Genomic DNA, 17,544 nt, shown 5'->3' with positions numbered 1-17,544 from the left:
CAAATTTTTATAAAATAGCAGAGCTATTGTATGAAAATTTAACGAAGTTGTAACAAAAAATCATCATAAGAGAGCCAATAAATAAAACTTAAACAGGCTCTAAATATCAAAACGTACATATTCAAATGGAGAACAGGTACGTTTTTTAATCTTTAAATTACCTATAACTTAAATTTTATTAAAAGATAGTGCTAGAAGAATTAGTAGGCTTAATAATTATTGGCGGGGTTATATCTCCATCTCCGCCAGAAACTGTATCAAGCTGTTCTTCACTCAATTCCACATCCTCCATATTGATTTCAGCAGGAATATTAATAAAAATGGTTGAAGAGTCTGTTTGGTCAACAAAGGTAATACTTTTACCTTCAGGCAGATGAATTGGACGGCCTAAGAAATTTTCTATAGTTGCGACGGGTCTAGTTATTAAATCGTTCTTAAAAGTTGGATCTTTCCATGCTTTTTTAACAAGTACATCTAAAATTTTTTGGTCATTAGTTAATTCCATTTTTCGTATGTATTTAATTAGATTTTACATTAGGGAAATTAGCGTCATTTTTAGGTATAGAATTGCCAAATGCGCTGACAAAATAATTTATTTTAAGATAATTTTATGGAATTATACAATCAAATGCATCTTATATTTTCAAGAAAGCTATCATTGAAACATTTTAAAAGATCAAAAAAAAGAGATTGTTAATTCCATTACATGATGGGGTGTTGTATGAAATTGATACTGAAGATTCTGAAAAAATAAAACCTCAAATAGTAAACATTTTTGTCAAAACATTTCAAAGTAAATGTAGTTTACTTACCAATCCACAAGTAAAAGAGCAGAAATTTCATAAGAATCAGGCTTAACAGCCCGTAACCACAATCAGGAGATTTCTGTAAATTGCCTTTGGTTTTCACTAAGATATTCTATCTTAATAGAGAGATCTTAGCCCCTTTGACACGCAACTCTAAGTTAAATCCGAAACGTTAATGTACTTTTTGCTTCATAAAATAGTTTCCTTTATATTATCAAAAAAAATCAAAATAGGATCAAGTATTCTATTGCAGTCCCTGACAGCCCACAGAAAGACAAAGAGGAGGCTGTCCAAAAAGTAAGGACAGCCTTTTTTAACCCTGATATTGAGACTTAGTAACGTAACAAAACGGGGATCAAGTCGTAAATCTGTGGATTAGCAAAAATTACGCATAAATATTAGTTAGCCTAAAAAGAAAATATTCAACATTTCGTACACCTCTGAACTTTGATCTGAACGCTTTTATTTATAGGATTGAAAAATTCCGCAGAAGCATTCGACAATTACCAAATCAAACGATCAGATAAATTCTTATGTAAAAAAAATAAGCAGCCATTCAATTCAATTAAAATCAGCAATAATTAAAGACTAGCCTTATTGATTATAAATAACCAAGGTTATATTTTGAGACTAGAATTTTATTATTTTTGAACCATTATTTAGCAGATTTAACATGCTTTAAAATAAATAAAATTTAAAAGCTTTAGATTATGCTCAATATTGTTAAAAACATATAAGAGTATTAAAATCTTCTCTTATTTCAAGGATTAAAGCATTATTAAGATTACAAGTGTAAATGCAGCATCAAAAGTTAAAACTAAACGTCAGTTCACGTTCAAGCGTGCCAAAATACAAGCAGGTAGCAGAATGTATCATGAATGATATAAATTCAGGAACACTGGAAGCAGGCCATCAAATACCTTCAATTAATGAGTTAAGCCATTCAAGCTCTCTGTCGCGCGATACAATTCAAAAGGCTTATAAATATTTGCGGAATAAAAATCTAATTATTTCCGTTAAAGGCGTTGGTAATTTTATCAATATAAAAAAATCCTCAGATAAACTCAATATCTTTTTCCTTATTAATAAACCAAGTTCTTACAAGATGGAGATATGTAATGCTTTTGTAGATACAATAGGGGACAAAGGTAATATCGCAGTATCTTTTTATTATTGTGATGAAAATCTTTTTATTGATGGACTAAAAAAAAGTTTGGGCATGTTTGATTACTACGTAATTATGCCACATTTTAAAAACGAAAGCAACAATCATGTCAGTTATACAGATAAAGCCTTTGAAGCGCTTCAAAATATGCCCAAAGACAAGCTAATTTTACTGGATACCGTAAAAGAGGGGATTACTGGAAATTATGGTGCAGTATGTCAGGACTTTAAAAATGATATTTTCCATGCATTGGAACAAGCTTCAGATAAACTTGAAAAGTACGATAAGATCATTTTAATATACCCGAAAAATGCTGTATTTCCATATCCAGAACCTATCATAACTGGATTTAAAGCATTCTGTAGTTCTTACAATTTTAATTTTGAGGTTATAGATACCATTGATGATTGTATAAGTTTTGAAAGCAAAGATGCTTACATAGTAATTGAGGAATCGGATTTGGTTGATTTAGTCCAGCAGACCAAAGCCAAACATCTTGTACTAGGTAAGGATGTAGGTGTCGTTTCATACAATGAAACTCCGTTGAAATCATTGCTTGACATAACCGTTATCAGCACTGACTTTAAAGCGATGGGTGTGCTTACTGCTGATCTGATATTATCGAATAAAAAAGAAATAATTAAAAATGAGTTTAAATATATTGAACGCAGTTCATTATGATCCCTAAAAACTGATTTACAATTGTATTGCAATAGAAGCAGTTTCCATACGACACAGACAGTACAACAATATACTTCAAAATGATTTTTAATTTAAAATAACATATCAGAAAGTTAAAGAAGAATTATGCAGAAACTTCTTTTGGTATAAAATTTGTAATCTTGACAAGCAGAAGACAAGTAACAAAGCTTTTGCACTTAGATCACAAATTCGATTCCACGGCATTCGCATTTAAAAAAAGATAAACACGAATTTCACCAATTAACACTAATTCTTATCAAAATTGAAATCAAATTTTACAACTTTTACAGTTTCGAATATTTTGTGTAATTAAACAGCAATCTTAATTCGTGCAGATTAGTGTAATTCGTGTCAGAAACTTTTAAAAGCGAATGCCGTGATTCGATTCCTAATACTATATACTATTTTGACTATATTTGTTTTCCTTAAATCATCTGACAGTGTCTCAAATAAATAAACTCAAAATATTCAATGATCCAATTTATGGATTTATCACAATACCCAATCCTTTAATTTACGATTTAGTTCAGCACCCTTATTTTCAAAGGCTGAGACGTATTTCACAAATGGGATTGTCTTATCTCGTATATCCGGGAGCTAATCACACTCGTTTCCATCATGCGCTGGGATGCATGCACTTAATGCAGAAAGCTGTCGATGTTCTCCGTTTTAAAGAAGTAAACGTCAGCCCTGAGGAAGAGAATGCTTTATACATAGCTATTTTACTGCATGATATTGGTCATGGTCCATTTTCTCATGCCATGGAAAGCAGTATTGTCGAAGATGTTCATCACGAGGAAATATCCTTATTATTAATGAATCAGCTCAATATTGAATTCAGTGGTAAATTGAGTCTGGCTATTCAGGTTTTTAAGGGAGAATATCATCGAAAATTCATGCTGCAGCTGATTTCAAGCCAGCTTGATATGGACCGAATGGATTATTTAAAAAGGGATAGTTTTTATTCTGGGGTTTCAGAAGGAAATATTAATTCCGAAAGATTGATTCAGATGATGAATGTTGTAGATGATGTTCTGGTTATTGAAGAAAAAGGAATATACTCAGTCGAAAAGTTTTTAATGTCAAGACGATTGATGTATTGGCAGGTTTATTTACACAAAACCAGTCTAGCAGCCGAATTGATATTGACCAAAGTACTGAAACGTGCCAAAGAACTGACCGAAAGAGGAATGGTTTTGCCCTGCAGTAAGTCATTATTATTTTTTATGCAAAACAAGGTAACCTTAGAAACTTTTGATCAAAAAACAGTAAAACTCTTTACCAAACTTGATGATTTTGATATTATCAGTGCTTTAAAAGAATGGGAAAGCCATGATGATTTTATACTCTCTTCATTGAGCCGAATGATTATCAATAGAGATTTATTAAAAATCAAATTAACCAATGATAAAGTGTCACTCGAAGAATTACAGGACCAGAAAGAGCGTTTCGCTTCTCAAAATAAAATTTCTTTGACTGAGGCAGGCTATTTCATATTTAAAGGAAAAATAAAAAGCCAGGCATATAACAAACTAGCTGAACCTATAAGGATTTTAAATAAAGATGCTACTATCGAAGATGTTGTAGAGGCATCTGACCAGCTGAATTTGAAGTCGTTATCAAGACTGATAACTAAGTATTACATTTGTTTTCCAAAACAACTGCTTTAAAATTAACATTTAAAACCTATTTTTCATATTTTTGTCGCCATGAATCAAGCTAATCTATTTTTATTATATAGTGTGAGAACTAACTTTTAGTCTGTTCCATCTTATACTTTTTAAAAATACAATACAATAAGATGAAATTTACAGCTGAACAAATAGCAGGGATTTTAGAAGGAGAGATTGTTGGTAATGCCAATGCTGAAGTATCCCGTTTATCCAAGATCGAAGAAGGAACAGAAGGCTCACTTACTTTTTTATCCAATCCAAAATACACAAACTTTATTTATACCACAAAAGCATCAATTACGATTGTTAATGATTCTTTTGTTCCCGAAACTCCAATAAGTACAACACTTATAAAAGTAGCAGATGCTTATAAGGCATTTTCGAAACTGCTTGAATTTTACAATCAGGTAAAATTAAATAAAAACGGTATCGAAACACCTTCCTTTATTTCTGAAAGTGCTGTTTATGGCGAAAATCTATATTTAGGAAGTTTTAGCTACATAAGCGACAATGTGAAATTGGGGAATAATGTAAAAATATATCCTGGGAGTTTCATTGGAGACAATGTCTCTATTGGAAACAATGTGATTATTTTCGCTGGCTCTAAAATTTATTCAGAAACTGTAATTGGAAATAACTGCACCATTCATTCAGGAGCAATTATAGGTGCTGACGGTTTTGGCTATGCTCCAAACGAAGACGGCACTTATGATAAAATTCCGCAGATAGGAAATGTAATTATTGAAGACAATGTGGATATTGGTGCCAATTCTACTATAGACAGGGCAACATTAGGATCTACTGTTATCAGAGCTGGTGTAAAAATAGACAACCAAGTACAGATTGCCCATAATGTCGAAATCGGTAACAACACAGTTATTGCTGCTCAAACAGGAATAGCCGGTTCTACAAAAGTAGGAGGCAACTGTATGATAGGAGGTCAGGTAGGGATTGTAGGGCATTTAACAATAGGAAATAACGTCCGTATTCAGGCTCAGTCCGGAGTAGCAAGTAATATAAAAGACAACGAAGTTCTTCAGGGAAGCCCAACATTTGGATATTCTGATTTTAGTAAATCGTATGTTTATTTTAAGAATTTACCTAAAATGGTAAAAGAAATAGAAGAGTTAAAAAAACAAATATTAAACCAAAAAAATGGAAACAATGGTTAAACAAAAGACCATCAAAACAGAAATTTCGCTGACAGGAGTTGGACTGCATACTGGAAAAGAAGTAAAAATGACTTTTAAACCTGCTCCAGTAAACAATGGATTTACATTTGTTCGTGTAGATCTTGAAGGACATCCTGTTATTGAAGCTGATGCTAATTATGTAGTTAATACACAACGCGGTACTAATTTAGAAAAATTGGGTGTAAAAATTCAGACACCTGAGCATGTTTTGGCAGCCTTGATGGGTTCTGATCTGGATAATATTATCATCGAGTTAGATGCTTCTGAACTTCCAATTATGGACGGCTCTTCAAAATTTTTCATGGAAGCAATTGATCAAGCAGGTATTGAAGAACAGGAATTAAACCGTAATATATATGTAGTTAAAGAAGTAATTTCATTTACTGATGAAGCTTCCGGAAGTGAAATTATGGTAATGCCGAGTGATCATTACAGTGTAACGACTATGGTTGATTTTGGTACAAAAATATTAGGAACACAAAATGCCACTTTAAAAACAATTGACGATTTCAAAAATGAAATTTCTAATGCAAGAACATTTAGTTTTCTGCATGAACTAGAAGCTTTATTAGAAAACGGATTGATTAAAGGCGGTGATTTAAATAATGCCATTGTATATGTAGATAAAGATATTTCGGAGTCTACAATGGAAAGCCTGAAAAAAGCCTTTGGCAAAGACGAGATTACTGTAAAACCAAATGGTATCTTAGATAATCTTACACTGCATTATCCAAACGAAGCTGCAAGACATAAATTATTAGATGTAATTGGTGATTTAGCTTTAATCGGAACAAAAATTCAAGGAAAAATCATCGCTAATAAACCTGGACATTTTGTAAATACTCAATTTGCAAAAAAAATGTCAAAAATCATCAAAAACGAACAAAGAAATTATGTTCCAACTTATGATTTGAATCAGGAGCCTTTGATGGATATTCATAAAATTATGGCTATGTTACCGCATAGACCTCCGTTTTTACTGATTGACAGAATTATCGAAATGTCTGACAGCCACGTAGTAGGAATGAAAAATGTTACAATGAATGAAAATTTCTTTGTTGGACACTTTCCTAATGCACCGGTAATGCCAGGAGTACTGATTGTAGAAGCAATGGCGCAGACAGGAGGTATCCTAGTCTTAAGCACAGTTCCAGACCCAGAAAATTATCTGACTTTTTTCATGAAAATTGATAATGTAAAATTCAAACAAAAAGTATTACCTGGAGATACACTTATTTTTAAATGTGATCTGATAACTCCAATACGCAGAGGAATCTGTCACATGCAGGCAAATGCATACGCAAATGGGCGATTAGTAGCTCAAGCCGAACTAATGGCACAGATTGCCAGAAAACAATAATTTTTTTGCTGATTTGATTAATCGTTTATCCGATTAATCAATCAGCAAGTTAAACGACTAAACAAAATATATGAATCAACCGTTAGCATACGTTCATCCAGGTGCAAAAATCGCCAAAAATGTTGTAATTGAACCTTTTACAACGATACATAACAATGTTATTATCGGAGACGGAACTTGGATAGGTTCTAATGTTACTATAATGGAAGGCGCACGAATTGGCAAAAATTGTAACATTTTCCCTGGGGCAGTAATTGCTGCTGTACCGCAGGATTTAAAATTTGGCGGAGAAGACTCTCTAGCCATTATAGGTGATAACTGTACTATCAGAGAATGTGTTACCATAAACAGAGGAACTATAGCTTCTGGACAGACCACTATCGGAAACAACTGCCTGATTATGGCTGCCGCGCATATTGCTCACGACTGTCATGTAGGTGACAACGCAATCATTGTAAACGGTGTTTTACTTGGAGGTCACGTTACAATTGGAAATTACGCAGTTATCGGAGGTCTTTCAGCTGTTCATCAATTCATAAGTGTTGGAGATCACGCTATGATTTCCGGAGGATCTTTATTAAGAAAAGATGTTCCTCCTTATACAAAAGCAGCAAAAGAGCCTTTATCATATGTAGGAATCAATTCCATAGGACTAAGAAGAAGAGGATTCTCAACAGAAAAAATAAGAGAAATCCAGGACATATACCGCATTCTTTATCAAAAGAACTACAATACAACTCAGGCAATCGGTATTATTGAAGCCGAAATGGAAGCTACGACTGAACGTGATGAAATATTAGATTTTATCCGAAATTCATCTCGTGGCGTTATGAAAGGATACACTGGAAATTATTAAAAAAAAGTCGGTTAATCGTTTATTTATCAAATCGTTTAATCGGCAAATAAATAAAAGATTAACAAAAAAAACGAATTAACAAAAAAACACAAAAATGGCATCTACATCAGATATTAAAAACGGGCTTTGCATAAAGCACAATCACGATATTTACAAAATCATTGAGTTCCTTCATGTGAAACCAGGAAAGGGACCTGCATTTGTAAGAACTAAATTAAAGTCTTTGACAAATGGAAAAGTGCTGGATAATACTTTTTCTGCAGGACATAAAATCGACACAGTAAGAGTAGAAACTCATACTTTCCAATTTTTATACCCAGAAGGGAATGATTTCCATTTCATGAATGCTGAAACTTTTGAGCAGATTACTTTAAACAGAAATGTTCTAGATTCTCCAGATTTATTGAAAGAAGGTGAAAATGTAATGATCCAGATCAATACAGAAACTGATTTACCATTATCTGTAGATATGGCTCCATCAGTGATTTTGGAAGTAACTTATGCTGAACCAGGAGTTAAAGGAAATACAGCAACCAATGCTACAAAACCTGCAACTGTTGAAACAGGAGCAACTGTAAACGTTCCATTGTTTATTAACGAAGGAGACAAAATAAAAATTGATACTGCTACTGGTTCTTACATGGAACGAGTGAAAGAGTAGTTTGTCAATTAGACAATGAATCAATGTGATAATTAGTCAGTTAACAAATTACCTAATTATCACATTTTCTAATTTTCAAATTATCTAATTAAAAAGATGAAATTCCCAAAAGTTTATTCTCTACAATTTATTGCAGATTTACTTGAATGTGAATTTGTAGGAGATGCAGCATTTCCAATCCAAGGTATGAATGAAATTCATGTTGTTGAACCTGGTGATATTGTTTTTGTTGACCATCCAAAATATTACGAAAAAGCTTTAAACTCTGCAGCTACGATTGTTTTAATAAACAAAAAAGTGGAATGTCCTGAAGGCAAAGCATTATTGATTTCTGATGATCCTTTTAGAGATTTCAATATTTTAACTAAGCATTTCAAACCTTTCGCGCAGGCAAATGCTATAGTTTCTCCTTCTTCAAAAATTGGCAAAGGAACCGTTATCCAGCCAAACGCTTTCATTGGAAACAATGTCACTATCGGTGAAAATTGTCTGATTCATGCTAATGTTTCAATTTATGACCATACAATTATAGGTAACAACGTGATTATTCATTCCGGATCTGTCCTTGGAGCTGATGCTTTTTATTACAAAAAAAGAGCCGAAGGCTATGACCAATTGCTGTCAGGAGGCCGTGTTGTCATAAAAGATAATGTTGGAATTGGAGCCCTTTGTACAATTGACAAAGGAGTTACTGGAGATACAATTATTGGCGAAGGCACAAAAATTGATAATCAGGTACATGTCGGCCACGATACGATAATTGGTAAAAAATGTTTAATTGCTTCTCAGACAGGTATTGCAGGCTGTGTAATTATTGAAGATGAAGTTACAATTTGGGGACAAGTTGGAACTACGAGCGGTATTACTATAGGTGCCAATGCTGTCATTATGGGACAGACAGGAGTAACAAAATCAATTGAGGGCGGAAAAAGTTATTTTGGCACACCAATTGAAGAATCAAGAGAAAAATTAAAGCAATTAGCAAATATTAAGAAGATTCCTGAGATTTTAAATAAATTGAAATAATTATGTCTGCTAAGGAAATTGTAAAAAATTTTTATAAATCAGATGCCTTCATTAACCCTGAGATAATGAAAGAATATTTGCATCCGGAATGTATTTTGGATTGGAATAGCAGCAAAGGTTTTATTCAAATGGATTATGAAGCTATACTAAGTTTAACTTACGATATTAGCAGAGCTTATGTACGGACTAAAGCAAGAATCAGTCATATTGTAGAAGAAGGAAATACGGTTTCAGTTCGTTTTACACATTATGTAAAAACAATAGAGAATCCCAGAGAAGAAATGTTTTTGGCTCATATGATGATTATATGGGAAATAAAAGACAATAAATTATACAGAGGTTATCAAATGAGTCAAATTTAGTTAATTATTTTTATTATAAATAAGTTTAAAATAATTACAAAAGACTTACTTTTGCGAAACAATTTTAAAAACTACATAAAAAATATATCATGAGTGTTTTAGTTAATAAAGATTCAAAAATAATTGTTCAAGGATTCACGGGAAGCGAAGGAACATTCCACGCTACTCAAATGATTGAGTACGGTACAAATGTTGTTGGCGGTGTTACTCCAGGAAAAGGAGGAACTACACATCTAGATTTACCGGTTTTCAATACAGTAAAAGATGCAGTTGTTCAAGCTGGAGCTGATACTTCAATTATTTTTGTACCGCCTGCTTTTGCTGCAGATGCTATTATGGAAGCTGCTGATGCAGGAATTAAAGTAATTATTGCAATTACAGAAGGAATTCCTGTTGCTGATATGATTAAAGCAAACAGCTATGTTAAACAAAGAAATGCTAGATTAATCGGACCAAACTGTCCAGGAGTTATTACTCCAGGTGAAGCTAAAGTTGGAATTATGCCAGGTTTCGTTTTCAAAAAAGGAACTGTTGGAATCGTTTCAAAATCTGGAACTTTAACTTACGAAGCAGCTGATCAGGTTGTAAAACAAGGGTTAGGAATCACTACTGCTATCGGAATTGGCGGTGACCCAATCATTGGAACAACTACCAAAGAAGCTGTAGAGTTATTAATGAACGACCCTGAAACTGAGTGCATCATCATGATTGGTGAAATTGGAGGTCAATTAGAGGCTGATGCTGCTAAATGGATTAAAGCTGATGGTAACCGCAAACCAGTTATTGGTTTTATCGCTGGTGAAACTGCTCCTGCAGGACGTACAATGGGACATGCTGGTGCTATAGTTGGAGGATCTGATGATACAGCTGCTGCTAAAAAACAAATTATGAAAGACAACGGAATTCACGTTGTTGATTCTCCTGCTGAAATAGGAAAGAAAGTTAAAGAAGTACTTGGATAATCTCCAATTTATTTAAATAATAAATTCCAAAAAAAGTCTCAATATTTTGTTGAGACTTTTTTACATTTTTAAAATGTCTGGAAAATAATCAAAAACTTAGCAATTCAGACTATAAGAATCTTGTTGCTTAAAAAATTAAAATATGTACAAAGAATTAGAAAAGTTTACTGTAAATGGAAATTTTACATTTACACAGGAAGATAATTTAGAAGCAGTTTGTAATGCTTCACAAACTGGAAGCGGCGTTTTTATTGTTTATGCTGTGGCAAATGATACTAAAGAATTAATAATGGCTGGTTCTACAGGAACCGTTCAGAATGACGGGACTTTAAAAAGTAAAAACGGAGGTCTTTATGACAAAATTGTAAATGGACATCAATTTGCAAAAACAGGAAGAAAATATTCTTGGCCTGCACAAATGAAAAAAGAAAGTATTGATACGCTTGAAGTTTATTGGTTTGAAACTTTTAATGATACTGTAAAATCAATACCTACTAGTGTTGAAGGACAGGTTTTGCAAAATTTCTTAGACGAAACCGGAAAACTTCCAAGATGGAATATAGCTTTTTAAATACATTATCTTTTAAAAACAAAAAAGAGGCTGTCCGAAAAGGACAGCTTTTTTTATGCTGCAAATTTCAGGAATCGATTTTGGGTTGGTTGATTAATGAAAAAATATTCTGTTACAGTATTTAAAAAGTGAATTTCGACTTTTATAGCTCTATTTAGAACTCTGAAGGAGATTTTTAGATGAGTTTTCGACGCATCATTGTTCTTTGCTATCATTTTTCTGAAATTATGCCCGATAGCCATCAATAGAAATTCCATTTCCACTTTTTCGATGCTTGTGAAAGTAAACCGGCTGAATTTATTGTTGTTTTTTAGCTGTCCGAATACTGCTTCAACTTCTATTGGGCGTTTGCTTCGGTGTTCGAGTCCTTTTTCGCTCATGAGCAGCTCTTTGGCCTGAGCCCTTAATTGGTTCAGGCGGTGGTTTACTTCTATTGTTCTGTTTCCTTTGGCTTTATGGCACAAACTTCTAAGTGGACATCCATCACATCTTTTTGCTTGATAATAAGATACTTGTGATTCGTATCCGTTGGCCGATGTCCGTTTTCCACTGCCAATGTTTTCCATTCTTTGTCCCATTGGACACACATAAAAATCCTGCTGTATATTGTAGAACAAATTCTGGACAAGAAACGGATTGTCCTTCATTTTTTTCTTCTGTTCTTTGTGAAAATAATTATACTTTACATAGGACGTTATGTCTTTATTTTCAAGCATTTCGTAGTTTTCTTCGCTTCCATAACCAGCATCGGCTACAACTGTTTTGCTTTGTTTTTGATACATTTTTTCAAATTCCTCCAAATGGGATTTTAAAGTCGTAGTGTCGTTAGGTGTCTGATGAATGGTTACGTTGGTAATGAATTGATTTTCAGTAGAAATCTGAGGATTGTATGCAGGTTTTAACTGTCCGTTTTTCATATGGTCTTCCTTCATTCTCATAAAGGTAGCGTCAGGATCTGTCTTACTGTAGGAGTTTCTATTGCCTAAAATCACTAAATCTTTTTCGTATTTTTCAAGCTTTGGCAGGTGCTCTTCCTGAAGCTTTTCAAGCTCTTTGGTTATCTTCTTGTTGGGCTCTTTGAGTTTTTTATTGAGTTCTGATAATTTTTCTTTCAGCTCTTCCGAGTTTATTTTTTTTGGTAATTCTTCCTTGTTGACTTCTTGATTATCTGATAAAATACTGTTTTCAATGTCGGATAAGATACTGTTGATTTTTACTTCGAGCTTTTCTTTGTATTTCTCAATAGAACCCCGCCAGACAAAGGTGTATTTATTGGATTTGGCTTCTATTTTTGTTCCATCAATGTATTGGATATCCAGACTGACATAGCCCATTTCCACAAGCATTTTGACCACCTCTGCAAATAAATCTTTGATGTTTTCTTTTAAAATCTTTCCTCTAAAATCGTTAATGGTTCTAAAATCAGGAGTTGAGTTGCCTGAAATAAACATAAAATGAATGTTCTCAGTAAGTGCCTTTGCTATTTTTCGGCAGGAATAAGTGTTGCTTAAATAACTGTAAAACAAAACCTTAAGCATCATTCTGGGATGATAGGCCGAGGTGCCTCCTCCTTTATATATTTTAAGTATATGACTTATATCCAATGAATTGACAATCTTATCCACTAAGCGGACAGGATGGTTTTCTGAAATTTTATCAAAAATATTTATCGGAAAAAGTTCCGGTGTATTGATCGATTGCGATTTAAATATTACTTTAGCCATTGCTCGTTTTTTGTGCAACTCTAAGATACTATTTTAGATTAAAAACAGCAAAAAAAAGGCTGTCCTTACTTTTTGGACAGCCTCTTTTTTTTATCGGTTTTTTAAATGAAAGCTTTATTTTTCTTTAAAATCCACTGATAAAGAATTCACACAATACCGCTGTCCTGTTTTTGTCGGGCCATCCTCAAAAACATGACCTAAATGCCCGCCGCAATTTGCACAGACAATTTCGGTTCGAGTCATTCCATGTGTTGCATCAGGTATATATTCTACTTTTCCTGGTATTGATTCATCAAATGAAGGCCATCCGCAATGAGCATCAAACTTTGAATTGCTTTCAAAGAGGGGAGTACCGCAGCCACCGCAGCAATAATGACCATTCTCAAAATGCAGATTATATTTTCCTGTATGCGGATATTCAGTTCCTTTCTGACGAAGAATTCTATACCGTTCAGAACCTAATTCTTCTTCCCATTCTTTCTCTGATTTTACAAAAGGATAATTCATAGTAGGTGAAATTTTTTTTTTTAGTTATCATATATATTATCGCCTTTTTTTATTGGTATTTTGCTAACGCAAACTTATGGTTAATGGCGATTTCATGATTATTATTTTTTAATAAAATTAATTATTTTTTCAATCACTTGATGATCTGCCAGTATTTTTCTGTGACCAAGTTTCTCAGTCAGCATTAATTCTCCGTTTTTAAGATGCTTATGAATATGTATTCCAGCTTTTACTGATACTTCAGGATCATTTTTGTCGTGAATAACCAATGTAGGAATCAAAGTTATTTCTGCTGCTTTATAAGCACTGTAATCATTCATCTTTCCGCCATATTTGTGCTCAAAACGCTCACATAACAGTTTGCTTATAATTGGTTTTAAACCCAATTTAGCTACAAAATCATCAGTAATATCCTGGACAATATCTCCGCTTCCAATAATAACAGCTTTATCAACCTTTAATCCTTCTTTTATCGCATTCATAACAGACATTCCTCCCAATGAATGGCCAACAGCAATTTCAAAAGGCCCGAACTGCTTGTCAATTTCAATAATAGATGCAATAAAGTCAATCATAATTGTAGAATTTCCAGGTGATTTTCCATGCGCAGGAGCGTCAAAACTTACTGTTTGGTAACCAAGATTAACCATTTCTTTTGCAATCTTACACAGCTGAGTGCCTCTTCCGGACCAGCCATGAACTAAAAGCACTTTTTTGCTTGAATCGTTTTTTCCGTATTCGTAAATATTTATTTTTCTGTTTATTGATGGAACTGTAATCATTTGCTGTATACTTTTTTCATCCATTTCAATTTCTCGTTTTGGAATCTTATGTTTTATTGGTGTAATGAACAATTTCGAAGCATACACAACAGCCCATTTTGTAGACAGAAACGCAATAACCTTACTAGATAGTAAGATAATTTTTGGAATTTTTAAAGGCTTAGTATGATTTGAAGCATTTTTTGTCATATTGATAAAATTATTAAAAGTCTTTAAATGTTAACTTTTTTTAACTAAATTTAAAAAACACAAAAGTACTATAAATTTAATGTTAATATAATTTAGTTTTTCGCAATAAAGTTTGCAGTTTTTTAAATTTAGTAAACTATTGAAACGTCTGAAAATATAAGCCTTTTTTTAAGAGAATTTAAATAAATAATTGGATGGAAATACTTCACGTGGGTGCAGAATGTTACCCAGTTGCAAAAGTGGGGGGATTAGCTGATGTAATTGGTTCATTACCAAAATATCAAAACAATAAAAACAATAATGTTAGCGTGGCTATTCCATGTTACCAGACAGTATTTAGGTTAGAAAATAATTTTGAATGCATTCATTGGGGAAAATTAAAATTAGGGCAGTTTAATTTTCCTTACAGCGTACTAAAAGAAACAACAGATAAACTGGGATTTGAGCTTTATTTAATTGAAATACCTGAACTCTTTGACCGGCCAAATGTTTACAGCTATAGAGATGATATCGAGCGGTTTTTATCTTTTCAAATTGCTGTCTTAGACTGGATTTCCGGGCGAAGCTCGATACCGGACATTATTCATTGTCACGATCATCATACAGGGTTAATACCTTTTATGAAGAATTATTGCTGCAAATATGAAAAATTAAAAAATGTTGCTGCAATTATTACAATTCATAACGGATTGTATCAAGGAATATTCACGTTTAACAAATTATATTATCTGCCTGAATTTGATTTAATACACATAAAAGAATTAGAATGGGGAAACTGCATTAATTCATTGGCGTCAGCGATAAAATGTTCGGACGAAATCACAACTGTGTCAACAACTTATCTGAACGAAATAAATTATTCTGACAATGGTCTTGAAACATTATTTCAGCGGGTAAGAAACAAGTCAAGAGGTATACTTAATGGAATTGATATGGATGTTTGGGATCCAAGCAGAGATACAATGTTAGAAATGAATTACTCAGTGACTGACTTTAGTGAAGGAAAACAAAAAAACAAAGAGCATTTGTGTTCTCTTTTTAAGATGAATCCAGATAAACCCCTTTTTAGTTTTATTGGAAGATTATATAATGAAAAAGGAGCCGATTTATTGGCTAAAACCATATCATCAGCTTTGACTACATATAAAAATGAAATAAATTTCTTAATTTTAGGATATGGAGATATTGAAATAGAAAATCAGCTTAAGCAATTATTGGAAGTATATAAAGAAAACTATCATGTTCATATAGGTTATAATGAAGAATTAGCCCATAAAACTTATGCCGGATCTGATTTTCTTTTAATCCCTTCACGCATTGAGCCCTGCGGATTAAATCAAATGTATGCAATGCGCTATGGAACAATTCCAATAGTAAGAAGAACCGGCGGACTAAGAGATACTATTATTGATTTTGAAGATAATGGAAATGGTATTTGCCACGATCAGGCATCTGCAGAAGACATTTGTGATGCTATACAAAGAGCCGTAAATCTATATTCAGATAAAGATGCGATCGGCCAAATTAGAATTAAAGGAATGAATACAGACCATTCCTGGGAACACGTAAGCCAGGAATATATAGAATTATATAATTTAATTATTGGAAAAAGACATGAAAACTAAAAAGAAAAATGTTATCGCTATTATTTTAGGAGGCGGTCAGGGTTCTAGATTATTTCCCTTAACTGCAAGAAGATCAAAACCTGCTGTACCAATTGGCGGAAAATACAGATTAGTAGATATTCCTATTTCAAACTGCATTAATTCTGATATATACAAAATGTTTGTATTGACACAATTTAATTCGGCTTCTCTAAATGCGCATATTAAAAATACTTATAATTTTGGATTTTTCAGTAATTCATTTGTTGATATTTTAGCTGCAGAACAGACTCCAGACAATCCCACATGGTTTCAGGGAACTGCTGATGCAGTACGACAATGTATGCCGCACTTTTTAAACCATGAATTTGATTATGCACTAATATTATCCGGTGACCAATTATATCAAATGGATTTTAATGAAATGATTGAAGCCCATATTGTAGCCGAAGCAGATATTACTATTGCCACATTGCCTGTAAATGACAAAGATGCTCCTGAATTTGGAATTTTAAAAACGAATTCAGACAGCACAATTCAATCCTTTATAGAAAAACCTGCCAAGGAATTATTACCTGATTGGACATCAGAAGTAAGCGATGAAATGAAAAGGCAGGGAAAACTCTATCTGGCTTCTATGGGGATTTATATTTTTAATAGAAAGCTATTAATTGAATTGATGTCTGACCCTGAAACTAAAGATTTTGGAAAAGAAATTATTCCGCAAGCTGTAGCAAACAACAAGCTCTTAAGTTATCAATACGAAGGCTATTGGACTGATATAGGAAATATTGATTCTTTTTTTGAAGCAAATATTGGATTAACAGACGATATTCCTCAATTTAATTTATTTGATAATGACAATAGAATCTACACCAGACCTCGTTTATTATCTCCATCCAAATTTCATAATACATTAGTCGAAAGATCTTTAATTTCGGAGGGATGTATTATTCATGCCAAAGAGATTACCAAATCTGTTATAGGTAACCGCTCTAGAATAGGCGAGGGTACTGTAATCCAGCACAGTTATGTAATGGGTAATGATTTATACCAAAGTATAGAGGATATTAATGAAAACATTCAGAACAAGATCCCATTAATTGGTATTGGTGAAAGATGTTTTATTCATAATGCAATCGTAGACAAAAACTGCAGAATAGGGGATGATGTGTATATTAAAGGAGGTACTCATCTCGCTGACACAGTAACCGAATTGTATTGTGTTAAAGAAGGAATTGTTGTAATTCGAAAAGGAGCTATAATTCCAAACAACTTTACCGTTAAATAACTTCAAGTAAATAAGCATTAACAAGTTATATTTTTTCTACTACTAAAACTGATTACACCAAATAGACAGTACAATTTATTGGACTTCGGTTTGGTGTAAAAGGTATTTTA

Annotated in this window: 16 protein-coding genes; 12 read left to right on the top strand and 4 right to left on the bottom strand. The window is 33.0% G+C overall.

The window, feature by feature from the left end; translation table 11 throughout:
• Positions 1-178: 178 nt before the first annotated feature.
• Positions 179-505, bottom strand: coding sequence for a hypothetical protein (locus OZP07_RS11435; protein WP_281638433.1), 327 nt, complete (start codon positions 503-505; stop codon positions 179-181).
• A 1,175-nt stretch (positions 506-1,680) separates the two neighbouring features.
• Here OZP07_RS11435 and OZP07_RS11430 point away from each other — a divergent pair.
• The 10 genes from OZP07_RS11430 (at position 1,681) to OZP07_RS11385 (ending at position 11,337) form a co-directional block, all read left to right on the top strand.
• Positions 1,681-2,652: a GntR family transcriptional regulator gene (locus OZP07_RS11430; protein ID WP_281638432.1), complete on the top strand. Its 972-nt coding sequence runs from the start codon at positions 1,681-1,683 to the stop codon at positions 2,650-2,652.
• Positions 2,653-3,113: 461 nt separating this feature from the next.
• Positions 3,114-4,343, top strand: coding sequence for an HD domain-containing protein (locus OZP07_RS11425; protein ID WP_281638431.1), 1,230 nt, complete (start codon positions 3,114-3,116; stop codon positions 4,341-4,343).
• A 131-nt stretch (positions 4,344-4,474) separates the two neighbouring features.
• The gene (lpxD, locus tag OZP07_RS11420; protein WP_194640677.1) at positions 4,475-5,518 is read left to right on the top strand and encodes a UDP-3-O-(3-hydroxymyristoyl)glucosamine N-acyltransferase; all 1,044 of its coding nucleotides are present in this window, start codon (positions 4,475-4,477) and stop codon (positions 5,516-5,518) included.
• Entirely contained in the window at positions 5,511-6,899 is a 1,389-nt protein-coding gene (locus tag OZP07_RS11415; RefSeq protein WP_194640713.1) for a bifunctional UDP-3-O-[3-hydroxymyristoyl] N-acetylglucosamine deacetylase/3-hydroxyacyl-ACP dehydratase, read from the top strand. The genes lpxD and OZP07_RS11415 overlap by 8 nt, the downstream gene beginning before the upstream one ends.
• A gap of 70 nt (positions 6,900-6,969) precedes the next feature.
• Positions 6,970-7,755 (top strand): acyl-ACP--UDP-N-acetylglucosamine O-acyltransferase, encoded by a 786-nt coding sequence (gene lpxA / locus OZP07_RS11410; protein ID WP_100430762.1) that lies wholly within the window; start codon positions 6,970-6,972, stop codon positions 7,753-7,755.
• A gap of 94 nt (positions 7,756-7,849) precedes the next feature.
• The gene (gene efp, locus OZP07_RS11405; protein ID WP_194640678.1) at positions 7,850-8,416 is read left to right on the top strand and encodes an elongation factor P; all 567 of its coding nucleotides are present in this window, start codon (positions 7,850-7,852) and stop codon (positions 8,414-8,416) included.
• A 96-nt stretch (positions 8,417-8,512) separates the two neighbouring features.
• Positions 8,513-9,442 carry a UDP-3-O-(3-hydroxymyristoyl)glucosamine N-acyltransferase gene (locus tag OZP07_RS11400; RefSeq protein WP_194640679.1) on the top strand — a complete coding sequence of 310 codons (930 nt, stop codon included), beginning with the start codon at positions 8,513-8,515 and terminating at the stop codon, positions 9,440-9,442.
• Between the two features lie 2 nt (positions 9,443-9,444).
• The gene (locus tag OZP07_RS11395) at positions 9,445-9,804 is read left to right on the top strand and encodes a nuclear transport factor 2 family protein (RefSeq protein WP_194640680.1); all 360 of its coding nucleotides are present in this window, start codon (positions 9,445-9,447) and stop codon (positions 9,802-9,804) included.
• Between the two features lie 89 nt (positions 9,805-9,893).
• Positions 9,894-10,766, top strand: coding sequence for a succinate--CoA ligase subunit alpha (gene sucD / locus OZP07_RS11390; RefSeq protein ID WP_194640681.1), 873 nt, complete (start codon positions 9,894-9,896; stop codon positions 10,764-10,766).
• A gap of 142 nt (positions 10,767-10,908) precedes the next feature.
• Positions 10,909-11,337: a hypothetical protein gene (locus tag OZP07_RS11385; RefSeq protein WP_194640682.1), complete on the top strand. Its 429-nt coding sequence runs from the start codon at positions 10,909-10,911 to the stop codon at positions 11,335-11,337.
• Between the two features lie 53 nt (positions 11,338-11,390).
• On the opposite strand, the gene OZP07_RS11380 is transcribed toward OZP07_RS11385, so the two are convergent.
• The 3 genes from OZP07_RS11380 to OZP07_RS11370 all read right to left on the bottom strand — a co-directional run bounded on the left by OZP07_RS11380 (position 11,391) and on the right by OZP07_RS11370 (position 14,539).
• Positions 11,391-13,061: an IS1182 family transposase gene (locus OZP07_RS11380; RefSeq protein ID WP_349293667.1), complete on the bottom strand. Its 1,671-nt coding sequence runs from the start codon at positions 13,059-13,061 to the stop codon at positions 11,391-11,393.
• A gap of 114 nt (positions 13,062-13,175) precedes the next feature.
• Positions 13,176-13,568, bottom strand: coding sequence for a peptide-methionine (R)-S-oxide reductase MsrB (gene msrB / locus OZP07_RS11375; RefSeq protein ID WP_281638430.1), 393 nt, complete (start codon positions 13,566-13,568; stop codon positions 13,176-13,178).
• Between the two features lie 101 nt (positions 13,569-13,669).
• A complete protein-coding gene (locus OZP07_RS11370) occupies positions 13,670-14,539 on the bottom strand; it encodes an alpha/beta fold hydrolase (protein ID WP_281638429.1) in 870 nt (289 codons plus the stop codon).
• Between the two features lie 194 nt (positions 14,540-14,733).
• Here OZP07_RS11370 and OZP07_RS11365 point away from each other — a divergent pair, with 194 nt between their 5' ends.
• Entirely contained in the window at positions 14,734-16,164 is a 1,431-nt protein-coding gene (locus OZP07_RS11365) for a glycogen synthase (protein WP_281638428.1), read from the top strand.
• Complete coding sequence (locus OZP07_RS11360; protein WP_194640686.1) at positions 16,154-17,434, top strand: glucose-1-phosphate adenylyltransferase; 1,281 nt, start codon at positions 16,154-16,156, stop codon at positions 17,432-17,434. Before OZP07_RS11365 ends, OZP07_RS11360 begins: the two co-directional genes overlap by 11 nt.
• Positions 17,435-17,544: the final 110 nt, after the last annotated feature.

This window comes from Flavobacterium marginilacus (assembly GCF_026870155.1).
Taxonomy (GTDB): Bacteria; Bacteroidota; Bacteroidia; order Flavobacteriales; family Flavobacteriaceae; genus Flavobacterium; species Flavobacterium marginilacus.
The sequence above is the reverse complement of the archived record's forward strand: the minus strand, read 5'-3'. Positions and strand labels throughout refer to the sequence as shown.

What these genes read in the sequence shown, in the direction of transcription:
- OZP07_RS11435 (WP_281638433.1), bottom strand. Translation starts at nt 505, where the DNA reads ATGGAATTAACTAATGACCAAAAAATTTTAGATGTACTTGTTAAAAAA.
- OZP07_RS11430 (WP_281638432.1), top strand. Translation starts at nt 1,681, where the DNA reads ATGAATGATATAAATTCAGGAACACTGGAAGCAGGCCATCAAATACCT.
- lpxD (WP_194640677.1), top strand. Translation starts at nt 4,475, where the DNA reads ATGAAATTTACAGCTGAACAAATAGCAGGGATTTTAGAAGGAGAGATT.
- OZP07_RS11415 (WP_194640713.1), top strand. Translation starts at nt 5,511, where the DNA reads ATGGTTAAACAAAAGACCATCAAAACAGAAATTTCGCTGACAGGAGTT.
- lpxA (WP_100430762.1), top strand. Translation starts at nt 6,970, where the DNA reads ATGAATCAACCGTTAGCATACGTTCATCCAGGTGCAAAAATCGCCAAA.
- efp (WP_194640678.1), top strand. Translation starts at nt 7,850, where the DNA reads ATGGCATCTACATCAGATATTAAAAACGGGCTTTGCATAAAGCACAAT.
- OZP07_RS11400 (WP_194640679.1), top strand. Translation starts at nt 8,513, where the DNA reads ATGAAATTCCCAAAAGTTTATTCTCTACAATTTATTGCAGATTTACTT.
- OZP07_RS11395 (WP_194640680.1), top strand. Translation starts at nt 9,445, where the DNA reads ATGTCTGCTAAGGAAATTGTAAAAAATTTTTATAAATCAGATGCCTTC.
- sucD (WP_194640681.1), top strand. Translation starts at nt 9,894, where the DNA reads ATGAGTGTTTTAGTTAATAAAGATTCAAAAATAATTGTTCAAGGATTC.
- OZP07_RS11385 (WP_194640682.1), top strand. Translation starts at nt 10,909, where the DNA reads ATGTACAAAGAATTAGAAAAGTTTACTGTAAATGGAAATTTTACATTT.
- OZP07_RS11380 (WP_349293667.1), bottom strand. Translation starts at nt 13,061, where the DNA reads ATGGCTAAAGTAATATTTAAATCGCAATCGATCAATACACCGGAACTT.
- msrB (WP_281638430.1), bottom strand. Translation starts at nt 13,568, where the DNA reads ATGAATTATCCTTTTGTAAAATCAGAGAAAGAATGGGAAGAAGAATTA.
- OZP07_RS11370 (WP_281638429.1), bottom strand. Translation starts at nt 14,539, where the DNA reads ATGACAAAAAATGCTTCAAATCATACTAAGCCTTTAAAAATTCCAAAA.
- OZP07_RS11365 (WP_281638428.1), top strand. Translation starts at nt 14,734, where the DNA reads ATGGAAATACTTCACGTGGGTGCAGAATGTTACCCAGTTGCAAAAGTG.
- OZP07_RS11360 (WP_194640686.1), top strand. Translation starts at nt 16,154, where the DNA reads ATGAAAACTAAAAAGAAAAATGTTATCGCTATTATTTTAGGAGGCGGT.